The sequence below is a fragment of the Janibacter sp. DB-40 genome (genome assembly GCF_029510815.1).
In the GTDB taxonomy this organism is placed as follows: Bacteria; Actinomycetota; Actinomycetes; order Actinomycetales; family Dermatophilaceae; genus Janibacter.
Window position 1 is genome coordinate 1,858,054 of the sequence record NZ_CP120360.1, and the last position, 16,060, is coordinate 1,874,113.

The following is a 16,060-nucleotide window of genomic DNA, read 5'->3' on the forward strand; positions in this document are numbered from 1 at the left end:
CTAGTCGACGCTCGGGTCGTCCCCGCGCGTGACCCGGTCCCAGTCGGAGTCGACGCGCTCGCCGCGTGCGCCGCCGACCTCCGTGGCGCCGTCACCGGTCGAGCGCTCGTACCGCCCGCCGAGTGCGCCCCACCGGCGACCGCCGGCGACGGTGCCGCCCGCCGCGACGAGGAGCAGCACCGCGCCGGCGACGGCGACCCACGGCCAGGCGTTGGCCGACCCGGTCGCCTCGAGGGTGCCCGTGGTGCCCGAGCCCTCGGCCGCGACGGTCCCGAGCACGTCGGGCGCGCTGAGCACGGCACGCACCGACAGGGCGATGACCCCGGCCCCGACCCCGACCATGGCGAGGACGCTGACCCACCGGGCGATCCGACCGGAGGTCGCCGCGGCGACGGCAGCCGCCATCGCGACCAGCGCCAGCCCGGCCAGCCCCGGAGCGGCGGCGGTCCCGACCGCCGTGGCCTGCGCGGGGCCGGCGATGCCGTCGACGGTCCCGGTGATCCAGACGGCCCGCCCGGCCGCCAGCATGATGATCCCGGCGGCGATCGCGAGCAGCACCACGACCGGCTTGCGCGTCAGCGTGCTCATCGGGTCGACCTGCGGACCGGACGCATCGCACGGGCACCGGCGACCGCCGCCAGGGCCGAGCCGGCCTTGTGCACCGTCTCCTCCTGCTCCAGCGCCGGGACGGAGTCCGCGACGATCCCGGCACCGGCCTGCACGTGCGCGACGCCGTCCTTGACCAGGGCGGTGCGGATGGCGATCGCCATGTCCATGTCACCGTGGAAGTCGAGGTAGCCGACGACTCCGCCGTAGACGCCCCGTCGACTGCGCTCGTACTTCTCGATCAGCTGGAGCGCCCGGGGCTTCGGCGCCCCGGACAGGGTCCCGGCGGGGAAGGTGGCGACGAGGACGTCGAAGGCCCCCACCCCCTTCGCCATCTCGCCGACGAGGGTGGACTCGAGGTGGATCACGTGGCTGTAGCGGCGCAGGTTCATGAACTCGACGCAGTCGACGGTGCCCGCGGCGCACACCTTCTGCAGGTCGTTGCGACCCAGGTCGACGAGCATGACGTGCTCGGAGCGCTCCTTGGGGTCGCCGATGAGGTCCTCCTCGAGCTGGAGGTCCTGCTCGGGGGTCTTCCCACGGGGGCGGGTCCCGGCGATCGGATGGGTGATCGCCCGTCGTCCGGTCACCTTCACCAGCGCCTCCGGCGATGAGCCGACGACGTCATAGGTGGACCCGTCCGGGTGCGGCAGCCGCACGAAGTACATGTACGGGCTCGGGTTGGAGCGCCGCAGCGCCCGGTAGACCTCGAGCCCGTCGACGGGGCACGGGGTGGAGAAGCGCTGCGAGAGGACCACCTGGAAGACCTCACCGGCCCGGATGTCCTCCTTGGCCTCCTCGACGATCTCCTCGAAGCGCTCGACGCTGACATCGCTCTCGACCTCGGTGCGGGCACGCGCCGCCACCTCGTGGTCGACCGTCGCGACGGTGCTCTCCGCCGGCTCCGCGAGGCGCTCGGCCATCGCGTCGATGCGGGCGACAGCGTCCTGCCAGGCCTCCTCGACGCGCTCGTCGGTGTCGTCGTAGTTGATCGCGTTGGCCACGAGCAGCAGCGAGCCGTCGCTGTGGTCGAGCACGGCCACGTCCGTGGCCAGCACCAGACCGAGCTCCGGGACCCCGAGGACGTCGGGCAGCTTGCTGGGGACCTTCTCCCACCGGCGGACCGCGTCGTAGGAGACCGCGCCGACCATCCCGCTGGTGAAGGGGGGCAGGCCGTCGACGGGCTCGGTGGAGAGGGCCTCGAGGGTGGCGCGGAGGGCAGCGGTCGGGTCCCCGTCGGTCGGGACCCCGACGGGCGGCTCACCGATCCAGTGGGCCCGACCGTCCTGCTCGGTGAGCGTCGCGCGGCTCTGCGCACCGACGATCGACCAGCGGGACCACACCCCACCGTGCTCGGCCGACTCGAGCAGGAAGGTCCCCGGCGCGCCGCCACCGAGCTTGCGGTAGACGCCGACCGGTGTCTCGCCGTCGGCGATGAGGCGGCGCACGACCGGCACCACCCGTCGGTCACGGGCGAGGACGGTGAAGGCGTCGAGGTCGGGCCAGGTCCGGCCCGGGGCGAGGTCGGGGATCTCGGTGCGGGGCGCGCTCACGGCTGCTCCCCCGGGACCGCCCCGAGGTCGCCGGCGTCGAAGCAGGTGCGCCGGCCCGTGTGACAGGCAGCGCCGACCTGGTCGACGCGGACGAGGAGAGCGTCACCGTCGCAGTCGAGGGCGACCGACCGGACGTGCTGGGTGTGGCCCGAGGTGTCGCCCTTGCGCCAGTACTCCCGGCGGCTGCGGGACCAGAAGGTCACCCGGCCGGACGTCAGGGTGCGGTGCAGCGCCTCGTCGTCCATCCATCCGAGCATCAGCACCTCTCCGGTGTCGTGCTGCTGGATGATGGCCGCGACGAGTCCGGCGGGGTCACGGGCCAGGCGCGCCGCGACCTCTGCGGGCAGGGGCGAGGGAGGGGTGGACACGCCTGCCATTCTGCACTCCGGCGCCGGCCGCCGCCGAGCCGCCCACGCGATGCTCGCCGGGTCTCGAATCGGCCACGGGCGCCGTGCCGGCGCCGGCCGCCCAGACGGCGGGGCTACCCTTCGACGTCATACGACCCGTCTCCCGACCCCGGAGTACCGATGATCCGCCATGCCAGCATCGAGCGAGCCGCCCTGTGCGACACCTTCCTCGAGGTCGGGCCCGATGCGCCCACACTCTGCGGTGACTGGACCAGCGGAGACCTGCTCGCCCACCTCCTCGTGCGTGAGGGCCGCCCCGACGCCTCCGCGGGCATCTACGTCCCCGCCCTGGCGGGGCGGGCCGAGAAGGCGATGGCCGGCCTGCGGACCCGGCACGACCACCGGACTCTCGTCGAGCGACTGCGCCAGGGCCCGCCGGCCTGGCACCCGACGCGGATCGGCGCGGTGGACGAGAAGGTCAACCTCGTGGAGTTCTTCGTCCACCACGAGGACGTCCTGCGGGCGGGCCTGGGCGCCCCCCGGCGCTCGTTGACCGCGGAGCACGTCGCGGCCCTCGGCCACCAGCTCGCGGTCATCGGCACGATGCTCTTCCGCCGCACGCCCGGGGTCCGGGTCGAGCTCGTCACCGCCAGGCGCCGCACGCGGATCGGCTCCGGTGACGGGCCGGTGGTCCAGATCCACGGGCGTCCGGGCGAGATCCTGCTGTTCGGCTTCGGCCGGCGCGACGTCGCCGAGGTCGAGCTGATCGGCCCGCCGGAGGCCGTCGAGACGGTCCGGACGACCGACTACGGCCTCTAGGAGCCGCCCTCGCCGTCACCGGCGGCACCGCGCCGCACGGGGTGGCCGGCGGCGGCCAGGGCGTCCTTGACGGCCCCGATCGTCACCTCGCCGAAGTGGAAGATGCTCGCCGCGAGCACGGCATCGGCTCCGGCGTCCACCGCCGGCGGGAAGTGCTCCGCGGCCCCGGCTCCCCCACTGGCGACCACCGGGACGCTCACTTCGGGTCGGACCGCGGCGATCAGCTCGAGGTCGAAGCCGGCCTTCGTGCCGTCCGCGTCCATCGAGTTCAGGAGGATCTCGCCGGCCCCGAGCCCGGCGGCCCGGGCACACCACTCGACCGCATCGATCCCCGTGCCGCGGCGACCACCGTGGGTCGTCACCTCGAACCCCTCCCCGAGGGAGCCGTCCGCGACACGGCGGCGACGCACGTCGGCGGAGAGGACCAGCACCTGGGCGCCGAACCGGTCGGCGACCTCGCTGATCAGCTCGGGGCGGGCGATCGCAGCGGTGTTGACGCCCACCTTGTCCGCGCCGCAGCGCAGGAGGCGGTCCACGTCCTCGACGGTGCGCACACCGCCGCCGACGGTCAACGGGATGAAGACCTCCTCGGCGGTGCGGGTGACGACGTCATAGGTGGTCGACCGGTCGCCGCTGCTGGCGGTGACGTCGAGGAAGGTCAGCTCGTCCGCACCCTCCCGTCCGTACCGACGGGCGAGCTCGACCGGGTCACCGGCGTCGCGGAGGTTCTCGAAGTTGACGCCCTTGACGACCCGTCCGGCGTCGACGTCGAGGCAGGGGATGACACGTACGGCGAGGGACACGCTGGCAGCCTACCCAGCGTCGGCGCGGGCTACGCTTCGCCCCGATGCAGCCCGTGACCCAGATCCTCGCCCACGCCTCCGACGCGCCCCCGTCCTGCGGGGCCGTGCGCGTCATCGGCATCGACGGGCGCAGCGGATCGGGCAAGACCTCGCTCGGCCGGCAGGTCGCCGCGCGGTGGGCGGCCCCGTTGGTCTCGATGGACGAGATCTACCCGGGCTGGCACGGCCTGGCCGACGCGGTGGGCATCCTCGTGGAGCACGTCCTCGCCCCGGTGTCCGAGGGACGGGGTGCGGTCGTGCCCACGTGGGACTGGGCCGCCCACGCGCCCGGCCCCCGTCGGGAGCTGGCCGTGGGTGGACGCCTGGTGGTCGAGGGCTGCGGCAGCACCGTGGGCGCGGCCTCGCCACTGGTCGGCACCCGCGTCTGGCTCGACGGTCCGGCGCCCGTGCGGCGGGCGCGCGCGATCGAGCGCGACGGCGAGGTCTTCGAGCGGCACTGGGACATGTGGGCGCGGCAGGAGGCGGCACTCTTCGGGCGGGACCGCACCCGCGAGCGCGCCCATCTCCTCTTCGACACGGCTTCGTAGCCGGGCGAAGGCGTCGTCCTGAGGTGCGACGAAGCGGGTCCCACGTTCCGCGTGGGCGCCTCGAAGGGGGGTGCTCAGCGCCCCACGAGGTCGGCCAGCTGCTGCGCGGCCTCGAGCGAGCGCGGACCGTCGGCCCGCTGGATGGCCATGACGGCCAGGTCCGTGCCGTCGGCGAGGTCGAGCCGCACCCACGGCATGCCCTGCGAGAAGCGCACCGCGACGATGTCCTCCCACGGCACGTGCTCCCCGGGCCCGAGGTTGCGCACCCACAGCCCGTCCGCGTCCGGTCGAGCGTGGATCGTCGCGTAGCGGTGCATGAAGGCAGCGGTCGCCACACCGATCCCCGCACAGGTGACTCGGTCCATCACTCCGAAGCGCTCGGGCAGGACGACGGCGAAGACGACGGCCCCGACGAGGATCGCGACCCCGATGACGATGGGCACGATCCGTCCCCGGACGGGGCGGAACGTGGGCGCGGACGAACGGTCCATCTCCGTCACAGGCGGCACGCGGAGATCTCCGTGACGAGGATCGCCCGTGCCCCGAGGTCGTACAGCTCGTCCATGATCCGGTTGGTCTGACCGCGCGGGACCATCGAGCGCACGGCGCACCACGTCTCGTCGTGCAGGGTGCTGACCGTCGGCGACTCCAGCCCGGGAGTGAGCTCCACCGCCCGGGAGACGAGGTCGGCCGGGCAGTCGTAGTCGAGCAGCACGTACTCCCGTGCCGTGACGACGCCCTTGATGCGCCGGTGCAGGACGTCGATCCCGGCCTCGCTGGCGTCGGACCGCCGGATGAGCACGGCCTCGCTGCGCAGGATCGGCTCGCCGAAGACCTCCAGTCCCTGCTGCCGCAGGGTGGTGCCGGTCTCGACGACGTCGGCGATGGCGTCGGCGACGCCGAGGGTGATCGCGGTCTCGACCGCTCCGTCGAGGCGGACGACCTCGGTGGAGACCCCCTTCGCCGCGAGGTGGTCGCGCACGAGGCCTGCGTAGGAGGTGGCCACCCGGCGACCGTCGAGGTCGGCCGCGGTGCTGGCCTCACCGGGACGGCCGGCGAAACGGAAGGTCGACCCGGCGAACCCCAGGCCCATGACCTCGGTCGCCGCGGAGCCGGAGTCGAGGAGCAGATCCCGTCCGGTGATCCCGGCATCGACCTGCCCCTTGCCGACGTAGAGGGCGACGTCACGGGGACGCAGGTAGAAGAACTCGACGTCGTTGTCGGGGTCGGCGACGACCAGCTCCTTGCTGTCGCGACGGACCCGGTAGCCCGCCTCGCGGAGCATCTCCACGGCGGGTTCGGACAGGGAGCCCTTGTTGGGCACGGCGATGCGCACGTCGGTCCTCTCAGAGGTGGGTGTAGACGTCGTCGGGGGTCAGGCCACCGTCGATCATCAGCACCTGCAGGTGGTAGAGGAGCTGGCTGATCTCCTCGGCCAGCTCCTCCTTGCTCTCGTACTCCGCGGCCATCCACACCTCGGCGGCCTCCTCGACGATCTTCTTGCCGATCGCGTGGGTGCCGGCGTCGAGCTGGGCGACGGTGCCCGAGCCCTCGGGCCGCTCGGCGGCCTTCCGGGTGAGCTCGGCGAAGAGGGTCTCGAAGGTCTTCACAACGGGCCAGCCTAGTTGGCGCCGGCCGGTGCCGACTCCACGGGTTCACCGTCCGGACGCTCGATGCGGCTCGCGCGCAGCCAGACGACGAAGCCGTAGACGACGAAGACCGCGTAGACGGCGTAGAGCACGGCCGTCGGCAGGTACCCGCTGTGCCACAGCAGGGGCACGCCCACGAGGTCGACACCGATCCAGACCAGCCAGAACTCGTTCCAGCCACGCGCCATCGCGTACGTCGCGAGCAGCGAACCCATGAAGATCCAGGCGTCGGCCCAGTAGTACCAGCGCGGCGCGGGCCAGCCCGCTCCGAGCGCCGCGAGGACCTGCTGCACGACGACGACCCCGAGGGCCGCGGTGACGAGCAGACCGAGGCGCTCGGCCCCCTTCGCCCACCGCGGGGTGATCGCGTGCGCGTCGCGAGTGCGGCGCGAGCGTCTGGCCCGGCGCCAGCGCCACCAGCCGTAGAGCGAGGTGGCGATGAAGAAGACCTGGCGGGCCGACTGCCCGAAGAGGGGCGCCTTGTCGTCGACACCCACGGTCACCCCGATGTAGACGAGGAAGAGGATCGCGTTGCCGACGATCCCGACCGGCCAGGCCCACACCTTGCGCAGCATGCCACCGACCGCGGAGGCGAGCCCGAAGCCGATCCCGATGACCTCCATGAGGGAGAGCCGGTGGCCGGCGATGTCGACGCCCGCGGAGTAGATCCAGTCGAGGACGGACATGCCGTGGCGTCAGTGGGCGTGGCGCTGCGCGAGCTCCCGCAGCTCCTCGACCGCGGCGGCGGCGTCGTCCGCCCCGTAGACGGCCGACCCGGCGACGAAGACGTCGGCCCCGGCCTCGGCGCACTGCTCGATCGTCCGTGCCGAGACCCCGCCGTCGACCTGCACCCAGATGTCGCCGCCGTGCTTGCGCACGGCCCGACGCACCTGCTCCACCTTGGGCATCTGGTCGGACATGAACGACTGCCCGCCGAAGCCGGGCTCGACCGTCATGACGAGCACCATGTCCAGCTCGGGGAGCAGCTCCTCGTAGGCGGCGAAGGGGGTGTCCGGCTTGAGCGCCATGGACGCCCGGGCGCCCTGCGCGCGGATGTCGCGGGCCAGGGTCACCGGGTCCGCCGCGGCCTCGATGTGGAAGGTGACCGACTTCGCCCCGGCCTCGGCGTAGGGCGGGGCCCACCGGTCGGGGTCGTCGATCATCAGGTGGCAGTCGATGGGGATCGGGCTGACCCGCAGCAGCGACTCGACGATCGGCAGGCCGAGGGTGAGGTTGGGCACGAAGTGGGCGTCCATGACGTCCACGTGCGCCCAGTCGGCGTTGCTGATCGCCGCCAGCTCGGACTCGAGGTTGGCGAAGTCGGCGGACAGGATGCTCGGGGAGATCTGCACGGGGGTGTCCTTGGTCGAGGGTGGCCGGGGTCAGGGCTTCTTGCGCAGCAGGGCGAGGAACATCCCGTCCGTGCCGTGGATGTGGGGCCACATCTGGGCGTGAGGGCCGTCCCCGAGGTCGGTGAGGTCGCCGGTCGCGACCTGGTCGAGCAGCTCGCGGGCATCGATCTGCTCCACGTCGTCGCGCTTCTTGAGCACGTCGCGCACGACGAAGGTGGTCTCGGACAGGTGCGGGCTGCACGTCGCGTAGGCGATGACACCGCCAGGTCGGGTGGCCTCGATCGCGGAGACGAGCAGCTCGCGCTGCAGCGGACCGAGGCCGACGAGATCGCTCGGCTTGCGCCGCCAGCGCGCCTCCGGACGACGACGCAGGGCCCCCAGGCCGGTGCACGGTGCGTCGACGAGCACGCGGTCGTACCGCTCCGGCTCGTCGGCACCGAGCTCACGACCGTCGCCGGTGCGGACCTCGAGTCGGCGACCGGCGGCCTCGGCCGCCTCCAGTGCCGGGCGCAGGGTCTGGCGCACCAGCTCGGTGCGGTGGTCACTGATCTCGTTGGCCACGAGGTCGGCCCCCTGCTCGAGCGCCCTGGCCGCGAGCAGCCCGGCCTTGCCGCCGGGACCGGCGCACAGGTCCAGCCACTGCTCGGGCGCGTCCCCGTCGCGATCGGCGAGCGGGACGGCCGCGAGCGCGAGGGCGAGCAGCTGGCTCCCTTCGTCCTGCACCGCGGCACGTCCGTCGCGGACCGCCTCGATGGAGCCGGGGTCTCCCCCGTCGAGCTCGGCGGCGAAGGGGGACCACCGCCCGGGGTGGGCCCCCGCGGCGAGGAGGTCGTCGACCTCGGCGAGACCCGGGCGGGCGACGAGCGAGACGGGCGCGGGGACGTTGTGCGCGGCCAGCAGCTCCGCGACGGCCTCGTCAGCCGTCTGCGGGGTGGCCGCACCGTGGCCGATGAGCGCCTGGCGCAGGGCCTTGACGATCCACACCGGGTGCGAGTGCTCGATCGCCAGGCGCTCGGCGAGCGGCTCGGCGGGCACGACCCGCTGACGCCACTCCTCCGCAGTGCTCTCGGAGACGCGGCGCATGACCGCGTTGACCAGACCCGCTGCCCCCGGGCCGGCGACGGAGCGGGCGAGCCCGACGGCCTGGTCCGCGGCGGCGTGGTCCGGCACCCGCATGGCAAGCACCTGGTGGACCCCCATCCGGAGCACGTCGAGGACCCCTCCGTCGAGCCGGCTCGTCGGGCGTCCGGTGGCCTCGACGATGATCGCGTCGTAGAAGCCCTGCATCCGCAGGGTCCCGTACGTCAGCTCGGTGGCGAAGGCGGCGTCCCGGTCGTCCAGCCGCGCGCGCCGCAGCGCCCTCGGCAGCTCGAGGTTGGCGTAGGCACCGTCGCCGACGGCGCGGAGGACGGCGTGGGCGGTGCTGCGGGCCGGGCTCCCCGACGCGAGCGCTGCGCGGGCGCGGTCCGCGACTTCTGGCGGGGGCCCTTCCGCTGTCCGTCGGTGCTCATGCCTGCTCCTCGCCCAGTCGTTCGTCGGTGGCCACCCGCACGCCCCGTGCCCAGTCCGCAGCGGGCATCGGCTTCTTGCCCAGGGGGACGACCTCGCCCAGCCGGACGGCGCGGTCGGCCGTCCCGACGAGCACCTCGCGCTTGCGCGCCTCGATCCGGCCCGCCGGCAGACTCTCGTCGGTGATCGTCACCGGGCCGAGCTTGAGCCGCTCGCCACGGAAGGTCGTCCACGCGCCGGGTGCGGGCGTGCACCCACGGATGTGCCGGTCCACAGCCATCGCGGGGTGGGCCAGGTCGACCCGCGCGTCCTCGACGGTCAGCTTCGCGGCGTGGCTGACACCCTCCGTCGGCTGGGCCCGCGGCTCGAGGTCGCCCGTGGCCACGCCGTCCATCGTCGCCAGCAGGAGTGGGGCGCCGGCGTCGGCGAGCCGGTCGAGGAGCGACCCGGCGGTGTCGTCGGGACGGATCCGCTCGGTCATCGTCCCGAGGACCGGACCGGTGTCCAGACCCGCCTCGATCAGGAAGGTGCTCGCGCCCGTGATCTCGTCGCCGGCGATGATCGCCCGTTGGACCGGGGCGGCGCCGCGCCAGGCCGGGAGCAGCGAGAAGTGGAGGTTGACCCACCCGTGCGTCGGGATGTCCAGGACCTCCCGGGGAAGGAGTGCGCCGTAGGCGACGACCGGGCAGCAGTCCGGCGCCAGGGCGGTCAGCTCGGCCACGAAGTCCGGGTCCCGGGGGCTGGAGGGCGTCAGGACGGGCAGGCCCAGCTCCTGCGCCACGGTCTTCACGGGCGAGGGCTCGAGGCGACGCCCGCGACCCACCCGGGCGTCGGGTCGGGTGACCACGGCGACCACCTCGTGGTCGGAGTCGGACAGGGCCCGGAGGGAGGGGACGGCGACCTGCGGGGTCCCGGCAAAGATCAGTCGCACGGGGGCGATTCTAGGGCGCCGCACGGCCGGGCACGGCCGCGGCCCACGCCGTCACGCGGCCCGGGGCGTCACAACGCCCCGAGGTGACCGACCTTCACCGACGTGAGCGTCTCCGCCTTGTGGGCGCTCTCCCCCGCCCGGAGGTCCTTCAGCGCGGCGGCGACGAGGGGGCCGTCGCCGAAGGGTGCCTTGATGACCAGCCGTCGTCGGTCCTCGGCGCCGGCGACCGGCAGGGGCCCGAGGACCTGCGCCTCGTGCGCCACCGCCCGCACCGCGTGCTCCACGGGCTCGACCCGCTTGCGGTGCGCGACGACCTCGGCGGTCCAGGTGGTCGGTGGCAGCGAGAGCTCCGTGCGCTCGGCCAGCTCGCGGGCCGCGAACCACTGCGGGTCCCACCGCACGAGCGCCTCGACCGGGGGATGGTCACGTGGCTCGGGGCGCCGCACAGCACGACCACTCCCCCGTCGGCCCACGACCGGCACAACCCGGCAGCGGCGAACCACCGGCGCACCGCCTCCTCGGCCGCCCGGAGGTCCGGCCGGTCCAGGCTCGCCCAGGCATCGAGCAGGAGGACCGCCGCGTAGCCCCTTCGGCCACCGGCTCGGCCCCGGGTGTGGCGACGACGATCGCCGCCTCGGCCCCGACGCCGGCGTGCACCTCGCCCCCACCGGAGGTGATGACCCTGGTCCCCGGGAAGGACCGGCCGATCTCCTCGGCGGTGCGACGGGCCCCGATGACGCCGGCACGCAACCGGTCGCCGTCGCAGTGGGGGCAGACGAAGCCGCGGGGCGCGCGACCGCACCAGCCGCACTCCGGTGGTCGGTCCGGCGACGGCAGCGCCAGCGGACCACGACACTCGGGGCACCGGGCCGGCGCACGGCACGAGGCGCACGCCATCGCCGGGAGGTAGCCCCGGCGAGGCACCTGGAGGAGCACCGGCCCCTGCGAGAGGGCCGCCGAGGCGGCGCGGTGGGCCGATGACGGGATGTGCGCCCGCGCTCCCGGGCCGTCCCGCTCCTCGTCCAGGCCCTCCCCGGCGACGAGCACCCGCGGGGCGTCACGACGCGAGGTGGAGCCCCCGACGAGGTGGACCCGGCCGGTGTCGACGAGGGCGGCCACGTCGGTCGACATCGTCAGGCCGGCGACGAGTACGGCCGCGTCCTCGACGTCCGCACGCGTGAGGAGCACCTGGCGCACGTGGGCGTACGGGGCGCGCGGCTCGACGTGGAGGTCGTCCCCGTCGTCCCACCACGCGACGAGCCCGAGATCGCGCACCGGTGCGTAGGCGGCGGCCCGGGTGCCGACGACGACGCGCACGTGCCCGCGCAGGACCTTCAGCCACGCGGTGTAGCGCGCCTGCGGGCCCTGGTCTGCGGTCAGCCGCACGTGCCGGTCCGGTCCGAGTGCCTCGGTCAGCGCCTCGTCCACACGGACCACGTCCCGCTGGTCGGGGACGACGATGACCGCGCCCCTGCCCGAGGCCAGTGCCGCACGCGCGGCCTGGGCAAGGGCCACCGGCCAGTCCGACGGGGCCGGCCGGGAGGGCGCGGCCACCCACGCGGCCCCGGGCGACTCCCCCGCGGCCACCCGTGACCACCAGGCGGCGCCGGCCCGGTAGTCCGCCCACACCTGCGGCGTCGTGGTCTCCGGCACCGGCCGTGGCTCCTCCCCGGCCGCAGGATCCTCCCGGGGCAGTGCCTTCTCGGCGCGGGCGTGGCGGGGCGGGATCGCCAGGCGCAGGACGTCCCCGGTCGTGCCCGCCTGGTGGGCCGCCAGGCGTCGGGCCAGCTCCAGGACCGGGGGCGTGAGCACCGGCTCGTCGGAGACGACCGTGCGGATGGGGGCCAGACGGCCGGTGTGCTCGGCGGCGTCGGACCGCTCGACGACGTAACCGGGACGGTCGCGACCGGCGAAGCGCACCTTGACCCGCACGCCCGGTTGGGCGGCCTCGGCGAGCTCCTCGGGCACCAGGTACTCGAAGGGCCGGTCGAGATGGACCAGCCCCGTGTCGACGAGGACCCGGGCGACGGGGGTGGACAGGAGCACGGGGACAACGTAACCGGGTGGGGTGTCAGCCGATGGCTCGCTCCGCCCGGCGGTGGGTCAGCCGCGGACGGCTGCCTGCAGGGCCTCGACCTTCGTCGTCTGCTCCCACGGGAAGGCGTTGTCGTAGCCGGCGGCCGAGGTGCGCCCGAAGTGGCCGTAGGCGGCCGTCGGCGCGTAGATCGGACGCAGCAGGTCCAGCTCCTCGACGATCGCCAGCGGTCGCAGGTCGAAGACGGACGTGACGGCCCGCTGGATCGAGTCGACCGGGACGGTCTCGGTGCCGAAGGTCTCGATGTAGAGGCCCACCGGCTGGGCGGCGCCGATGGCATAGGCGACCTGGACCTCGCACCGGTCGGCGAGCCCGGCGGCGACGATGTTCTTGGCGACCCACCGGGTGGCGTACGCGGCGGAGCGGTCGACCTTCGAGGGGTCCTTGCCGGAGAAGGCGCCACCACCGTGGCGGGCCATGCCGCCGTAGGTGTCGACGATGATCTTGCGTCCCGTCAGTCCCGCGTCCCCCATGGGGCCACCGATGACGAACTTGCCGGTGGGGTTGATCAGGGTGCGGTAGTCGGAGGTGTCCAACCGCACGCCCGAGTCCTTCAGCTCGGCCATCACGGGGTCGAAGACCGTCGCCATGATGTCCGCCGGAAGCTGGCGCTCGTGGTCGACCTCCGCGGAGTGCTGGGTCGAGAGCACGACGGTGTCCAGCCGCACGGGGCTGTCCCCGTCGTAGTCGATGGTGACCTGGGTCTTGCCGTCGGGACGCAGGTAGTCCAGCACCCCGTCCTTGCGGACCTCGGTGAGTCGCTGCGAGAGGCGGTGCGCGAGGTAGATCGGCAGCGGCATGAGGTCGGGGGTGTCCCGGCAGGCGTACCCGAACATCAGGCCCTGGTCGCCGGCGCCCTGCTTGTCCTTGGGGTCGATGCCCCCGGTGCGGCTCTCGTACGCGGTGTCCACGCCCTGGGCGATGTCGGGGCTCTGCGCCCCGATGGAGACCGAGACCCCGCACGTGCGGCCGTCGAAGCCCTTCTCCGAGGAGTCGTAGCCGACGTGGTCGGCGATGACCGAGCGCACCAGGTGCGGGATCTCGACGTAGGCCTCGGTGGTGACCTCACCGGCGATGTGGACCAGCCCGGTCGTCACCATGGTCTCGACGGCGACGCGGCTGTGCGGGTCGGCGTCGAGCATGGCGTCGAGGATCGAGTCCGAGATCTGGTCGCAGATCTTGTCGGGGTGACCTTCGGTCACCGACTCGGAGGTGAAGAGACGTCCGGACACGCGCAACTCCCGGGTTCGACTGACCGGGCGGGGACAACCGACCGGTAGGGCGTCGTCAGTCTAGGACCCGCTGCCGTCGGGGACGGAGGGAGCCCGCGACGACGTCCCAGATGCCGTCGGAGACGAGGCGCTTGCTCGCGGGGCCGATGTCGACCGTCTCGTCGCTGCCCCGGGTGAGGACGTGGACCGTGGTGTCGTCGGCGCCGAAGGTCACGCCCTCGCCCACCTCGTTGACGACGAGCAGGTCGCAGCCCTTGCGGGCGAGCTTGTCCCTGCCGTGCGCGAGCACCGAGCCGGTCGCGTCGCCCGTCTCCGCGGCGAAGCCCACGAGCAGGGGTGTGGTCGCGTCGCCGCGCCCCGAGACCAGGCCCGCGAGGATGTCCGGGTTGCGCACGAGCTCGATGGTGGGCGCGGCATCCGGGTCGGCGGGGTCGTGGGACTTCTTGATCTTGGCCCGGGCGTAGTCGGCCGGGCGGAAGTCGGCGACGGCGGCGACCATGACGACGACGTCGTGGTCGGCGGCCCGCGCAGCCATCTCCGCCTGCAGCTCCAACGCGGTCTGCACGGGGACGACGTCGATGCCCGGCGCCACCGGCAGCTCGAGGTTGGCCGCCACGAGCGTCACCCGGGCGCCGCGTGCGGCCGCGGCCTCGGCCACGGCAAGGCCCTGCTTGCCGGAGGAGCGGTTGCCCAGGTACCGCACGGGATCGAGCGGCTCGCGGGTCCCGCCGGTGCTCACGAGCACCGAGCGGCCGACGAGGTCGCCCTCCTGCGCGTGTGCGCGGCTGGGCGCACCCGCAACCGCGGCCATCGCCGCGGCACGGATGTCCTCGGGCTCGGGGAGGCGTCCGGGGCCGGTGTCGGCACCGGTCAACCGTCCCGAGTCCGGATCGATCACGGTGACCCCGCGCTGGCGCAGGGTCGCGACGTTGGCGCGCGTGGCGGCGTGCTCCCACATCTCGGTGTGCATGGCGGGAGCCAGGACGACGGGGCAGCGAGCGGTGAGCAGGACGTTGGTCAGGAGGTCACCGGCCAGGCCGTGGGTCGCCTTGGCCAGCAGGTCCGCGGTCGTCGGCGCGACGACGACGAGATCGGCCTCCTGCCCGATGCGCACGTGGGGCACGTCGGTGATGTTGCTCCAGACGTCGGTCTGGACCGACCGGCCCGAGAGCGCCTCCCAGGTCGGCGCGCCGACGAAGCGCAGCGCCGCCTCGGTGGGCACGACGGTCACCTCGTGGCCGTCCTCGCTGAAGAGGCGCAGCAGGAGTGCCGCCTTGTAGGCCGCGATGCCGCCACCCACGCCGAGGACGATGCGCACGAAGGTGGCCTCAGGCCTCGTCGGTGGCCGGGATGTCCACGATCGACTCGACCGACGCCTCGGCGGGCTTGCTCGCCTCCTTGGTCAGCAGCCCCTCGTCGATCTCGCGCAGCGCGATCGACAGCGGCTTCTCGTGGACCTGAGCGTCCACCAGCGGCCCAATGTACTCGAGCAGGCCCTCCTGCAGCTGCGAGTAGTAGGCGTTGATCTGGCGGGCCCGCTTGGCCCCGTAGATCACGAGGGCGTACTTGCTGTCCGCCCGCTCGAGGAGGTCGTCGATCGGCGGGTTGGTGATGCCGATGGGGTTTGCCTTGGTACCGGACACGTCGAGGTGGTCCTTCGTCGTCGGGGTCAGGGGGATCTCATCAATGATACGAGTTCCTCGGCGGCACGACGAATGTCGTCGTTGACGACCACGTGGTCGAACTCGTGCTGGGCCGCCATCTCGACCTTCGCGGTGTCGAGTCGGACGGCCCTCTCCTCGGCCGTCTCGGTGCCGCGGCCCTCGAGCCGGCCGACGAGCTCCTCCCACGACGGGGGCGCGAGGAAGACGAACCGGGCCTGCGGCATCGAGGCACGCACCTGCCGGGCTCCCTGGAGGTCGATCTCGAGCAGCGGGAGCTTGCCCTCGGCCAGCGCCTGCTCCACGGGACCCCGCGGCGTGCCGTAGGAGGCCCGCCCGTGGACGACGGCCCACTCGAGCATGTCGCCCTCGCCGACCTTGGTGGCGAAGTCCTCACCGGAGATGAAGTGGTAGTGCACCCCGTCGACCTCGCCGGGGCGCGGCGGTCGCGTGGTCGCCGAGACCGAGAGCCACACCTCGGGGTGGTGCTCCCGGATCCAGGCGGCTACGGTGCCCTTGCCCACGGCGGTCGGGCCCGCGAGGACGGTCAGACGCGCGGTCACGAGCGCTCGAACCACTCGACGAGGGCCCGCGCCTGGTGCGGACCGAGGCCGCGGACCCGCCGCGACCGGGCGATGCGGAGCTGATCCATGATCCGGCCCGCCCTGGCGTCCCCGATGCCCGGCATCGACTCGAGGAGCTCGAGGACCCTGAGCTTGGCGATCGCCGGGTCGTGCGCACGACGGGCGAGGACGTCACCGATGGTCACGCTCCCCTGCTTGAGCCGACGCTTGACGACGGCTCGCTCCTGACGTGCGCTCGTCGCCCTGGCCAGGGCGTGGGCGCGCTGCTGCGGGCTCAACGTGGGGACGGGCACGGGAACTCCGGGGTCGACCGACAGGGGTGCGGTCACCAT

At 73.6% G+C, this 16,060-nt stretch carries 20 protein-coding genes; 2 read left to right on the forward strand and 18 right to left on the reverse strand.

Annotation, left to right across the window (positions count from 1 at the left end; translation table 11 throughout):
* Genes PVE36_RS08770 through hisI form a run of 3 tightly spaced genes read right to left on the reverse strand, consistent with a single transcriptional unit; the run spans nucleotide 1 to nucleotide 2,527 of the window.
* On the reverse strand, nucleotides 1–588 hold the full coding sequence (locus PVE36_RS08770; protein ID WP_277451667.1) for a Trp biosynthesis-associated membrane protein: 588 nt from the start codon (nucleotides 586–588) through the stop codon (nucleotides 1–3).
* On the reverse strand, nucleotides 585–2,159 hold the full coding sequence (locus PVE36_RS08775; RefSeq protein WP_277451669.1) for an anthranilate synthase component I: 1,575 nt from the start codon (nucleotides 2,157–2,159) through the stop codon (nucleotides 585–587). The genes PVE36_RS08770 and PVE36_RS08775 overlap by 4 nt, the downstream gene beginning before the upstream one ends.
* Nucleotides 2,156–2,527 (reverse strand): phosphoribosyl-AMP cyclohydrolase, encoded by a 372-nt coding sequence (hisI, locus tag PVE36_RS08780; RefSeq protein ID WP_346780574.1) that lies wholly within the window; start codon nucleotides 2,525–2,527, stop codon nucleotides 2,156–2,158. The genes PVE36_RS08775 and hisI overlap by 4 nt, the downstream gene beginning before the upstream one ends.
* Before the next feature lie 159 nt (nucleotides 2,528–2,686).
* Here hisI and PVE36_RS08785 point away from each other — a divergent pair, with 159 nt between their 5' ends.
* Nucleotides 2,687–3,325: a TIGR03085 family metal-binding protein gene (locus tag PVE36_RS08785; protein WP_277451672.1), complete on the forward strand. Its 639-nt coding sequence runs from the start codon at nucleotides 2,687–2,689 to the stop codon at nucleotides 3,323–3,325.
* Here PVE36_RS08785 and hisF read toward each other — a convergent pair.
* Nucleotides 3,322–4,128: an imidazole glycerol phosphate synthase subunit HisF gene (gene hisF / locus PVE36_RS08790; RefSeq protein ID WP_277451674.1), complete on the reverse strand. Its 807-nt coding sequence runs from the start codon at nucleotides 4,126–4,128 to the stop codon at nucleotides 3,322–3,324. The two genes, PVE36_RS08785 and hisF, sit on opposite strands and share 4 nt — an antisense overlap.
* Nucleotides 4,129–4,172: 44 nt before the next feature.
* Here hisF and PVE36_RS08795 point away from each other — a divergent pair, with 44 nt between their 5' ends.
* Nucleotides 4,173–4,715, forward strand: coding sequence for a hypothetical protein (locus tag PVE36_RS08795; RefSeq protein ID WP_277451675.1), 543 nt, complete (start codon nucleotides 4,173–4,175; stop codon nucleotides 4,713–4,715).
* A gap of 74 nt (nucleotides 4,716–4,789) precedes the next feature.
* On the opposite strand, the gene PVE36_RS08800 is transcribed toward PVE36_RS08795, so the two are convergent.
* The 14 genes from PVE36_RS08800 to mihF all read right to left on the reverse strand — a co-directional run bounded on the left by PVE36_RS08800 (nucleotide 4,790) and on the right by mihF (nucleotide 16,060).
* Nucleotides 4,790–5,158, reverse strand: a complete 369-nt coding sequence (locus PVE36_RS08800; protein ID WP_277451677.1) for a PH domain-containing protein — start codon at nucleotides 5,156–5,158, stop codon at nucleotides 4,790–4,792.
* A 53-nt stretch (nucleotides 5,159–5,211) separates the two neighbouring features.
* Nucleotides 5,212–6,051 carry an ATP phosphoribosyltransferase gene (gene hisG / locus PVE36_RS08805; RefSeq protein ID WP_277451679.1) on the reverse strand — a complete coding sequence of 280 codons (840 nt, stop codon included), beginning with the start codon at nucleotides 6,049–6,051 and terminating at the stop codon, nucleotides 5,212–5,214.
* Between the two features lie 10 nt (nucleotides 6,052–6,061).
* Entirely contained in the window at nucleotides 6,062–6,325 is a 264-nt protein-coding gene (locus PVE36_RS08810; protein WP_277451680.1) for a phosphoribosyl-ATP diphosphatase, read from the reverse strand.
* 11 nt (nucleotides 6,326–6,336) lie between these two features.
* Nucleotides 6,337–7,050 carry a nicotinamide riboside transporter PnuC gene (gene pnuC / locus PVE36_RS08815; protein WP_277451682.1) on the reverse strand — a complete coding sequence of 238 codons (714 nt, stop codon included), beginning with the start codon at nucleotides 7,048–7,050 and terminating at the stop codon, nucleotides 6,337–6,339.
* Nucleotides 7,051–7,059: 9 nt separating this feature from the next.
* Nucleotides 7,060–7,716, reverse strand: coding sequence for a ribulose-phosphate 3-epimerase (gene rpe / locus PVE36_RS08820; RefSeq protein WP_277451684.1), 657 nt, complete (start codon nucleotides 7,714–7,716; stop codon nucleotides 7,060–7,062).
* Between the two features lie 30 nt (nucleotides 7,717–7,746).
* Nucleotides 7,747–9,288, reverse strand: coding sequence for a transcription antitermination factor NusB (locus PVE36_RS08825; RefSeq protein WP_346780644.1), 1,542 nt, complete (start codon nucleotides 9,286–9,288; stop codon nucleotides 7,747–7,749).
* Nucleotides 9,224–10,156, reverse strand: coding sequence for a methionyl-tRNA formyltransferase (fmt, locus tag PVE36_RS08830; RefSeq protein ID WP_277451685.1), 933 nt, complete (start codon nucleotides 10,154–10,156; stop codon nucleotides 9,224–9,226). The genes PVE36_RS08825 and fmt overlap by 65 nt, the downstream gene beginning before the upstream one ends.
* Nucleotides 10,157–10,224: 68 nt before the next feature.
* Nucleotides 10,225–10,602: a hypothetical protein gene (locus tag PVE36_RS08835; protein ID WP_277451686.1), complete on the reverse strand. Its 378-nt coding sequence runs from the start codon at nucleotides 10,600–10,602 to the stop codon at nucleotides 10,225–10,227.
* Complete coding sequence (locus PVE36_RS08840; RefSeq protein ID WP_277451687.1) at nucleotides 10,580–12,202, reverse strand: primosome assembly protein PriA; 1,623 nt, start codon at nucleotides 12,200–12,202, stop codon at nucleotides 10,580–10,582. Before PVE36_RS08840 ends, PVE36_RS08835 begins: the two co-directional genes overlap by 23 nt.
* Nucleotides 12,203–12,259: 57 nt before the next feature.
* Nucleotides 12,260–13,483, reverse strand: a complete 1,224-nt coding sequence (gene metK / locus PVE36_RS08845) for a methionine adenosyltransferase (RefSeq protein ID WP_277451688.1) — start codon at nucleotides 13,481–13,483, stop codon at nucleotides 12,260–12,262.
* Between the two features lie 55 nt (nucleotides 13,484–13,538).
* The gene (gene coaBC / locus PVE36_RS08850) at nucleotides 13,539–14,801 is read right to left on the reverse strand and encodes a bifunctional phosphopantothenoylcysteine decarboxylase/phosphopantothenate--cysteine ligase CoaBC (protein WP_277451690.1); all 1,263 of its coding nucleotides are present in this window, start codon (nucleotides 14,799–14,801) and stop codon (nucleotides 13,539–13,541) included.
* A 10-nt stretch (nucleotides 14,802–14,811) separates the two neighbouring features.
* Nucleotides 14,812–15,126, reverse strand: coding sequence for a DNA-directed RNA polymerase subunit omega (gene rpoZ, locus PVE36_RS08855; protein WP_277451691.1), 315 nt, complete (start codon nucleotides 15,124–15,126; stop codon nucleotides 14,812–14,814).
* 26 nt (nucleotides 15,127–15,152) lie between these two features.
* Entirely contained in the window at nucleotides 15,153–15,707 is a 555-nt protein-coding gene (gene gmk / locus PVE36_RS08860; RefSeq protein WP_277451692.1) for a guanylate kinase, read from the reverse strand.
* Nucleotides 15,704–16,060 carry an integration host factor, actinobacterial type gene (gene mihF / locus PVE36_RS08865; protein WP_277451694.1) on the reverse strand — a complete coding sequence of 119 codons (357 nt, stop codon included), beginning with the start codon at nucleotides 16,058–16,060 and terminating at the stop codon, nucleotides 15,704–15,706. Before mihF ends, gmk begins: the two co-directional genes overlap by 4 nt.

What these genes read in the sequence shown, in the direction of transcription:
- PVE36_RS08770 (WP_277451667.1), bottom strand. Translation starts at nt 588, where the DNA reads ATGAGCACGCTGACGCGCAAGCCGGTCGTGGTGCTGCTCGCGATCGCC.
- PVE36_RS08785 (WP_277451672.1), top strand. Translation starts at nt 2,687, where the DNA reads ATGATCCGCCATGCCAGCATCGAGCGAGCCGCCCTGTGCGACACCTTC.
- PVE36_RS08795 (WP_277451675.1), top strand. Translation starts at nt 4,173, where the DNA reads ATGCAGCCCGTGACCCAGATCCTCGCCCACGCCTCCGACGCGCCCCCG.
- pnuC (WP_277451682.1), bottom strand. Translation starts at nt 7,050, where the DNA reads ATGTCCGTCCTCGACTGGATCTACTCCGCGGGCGTCGACATCGCCGGC.
- mihF (WP_277451694.1), bottom strand. Translation starts at nt 16,060, where the DNA reads ATGGTGACCGCACCCCTGTCGGTCGACCCCGGAGTTCCCGTGCCCGTC.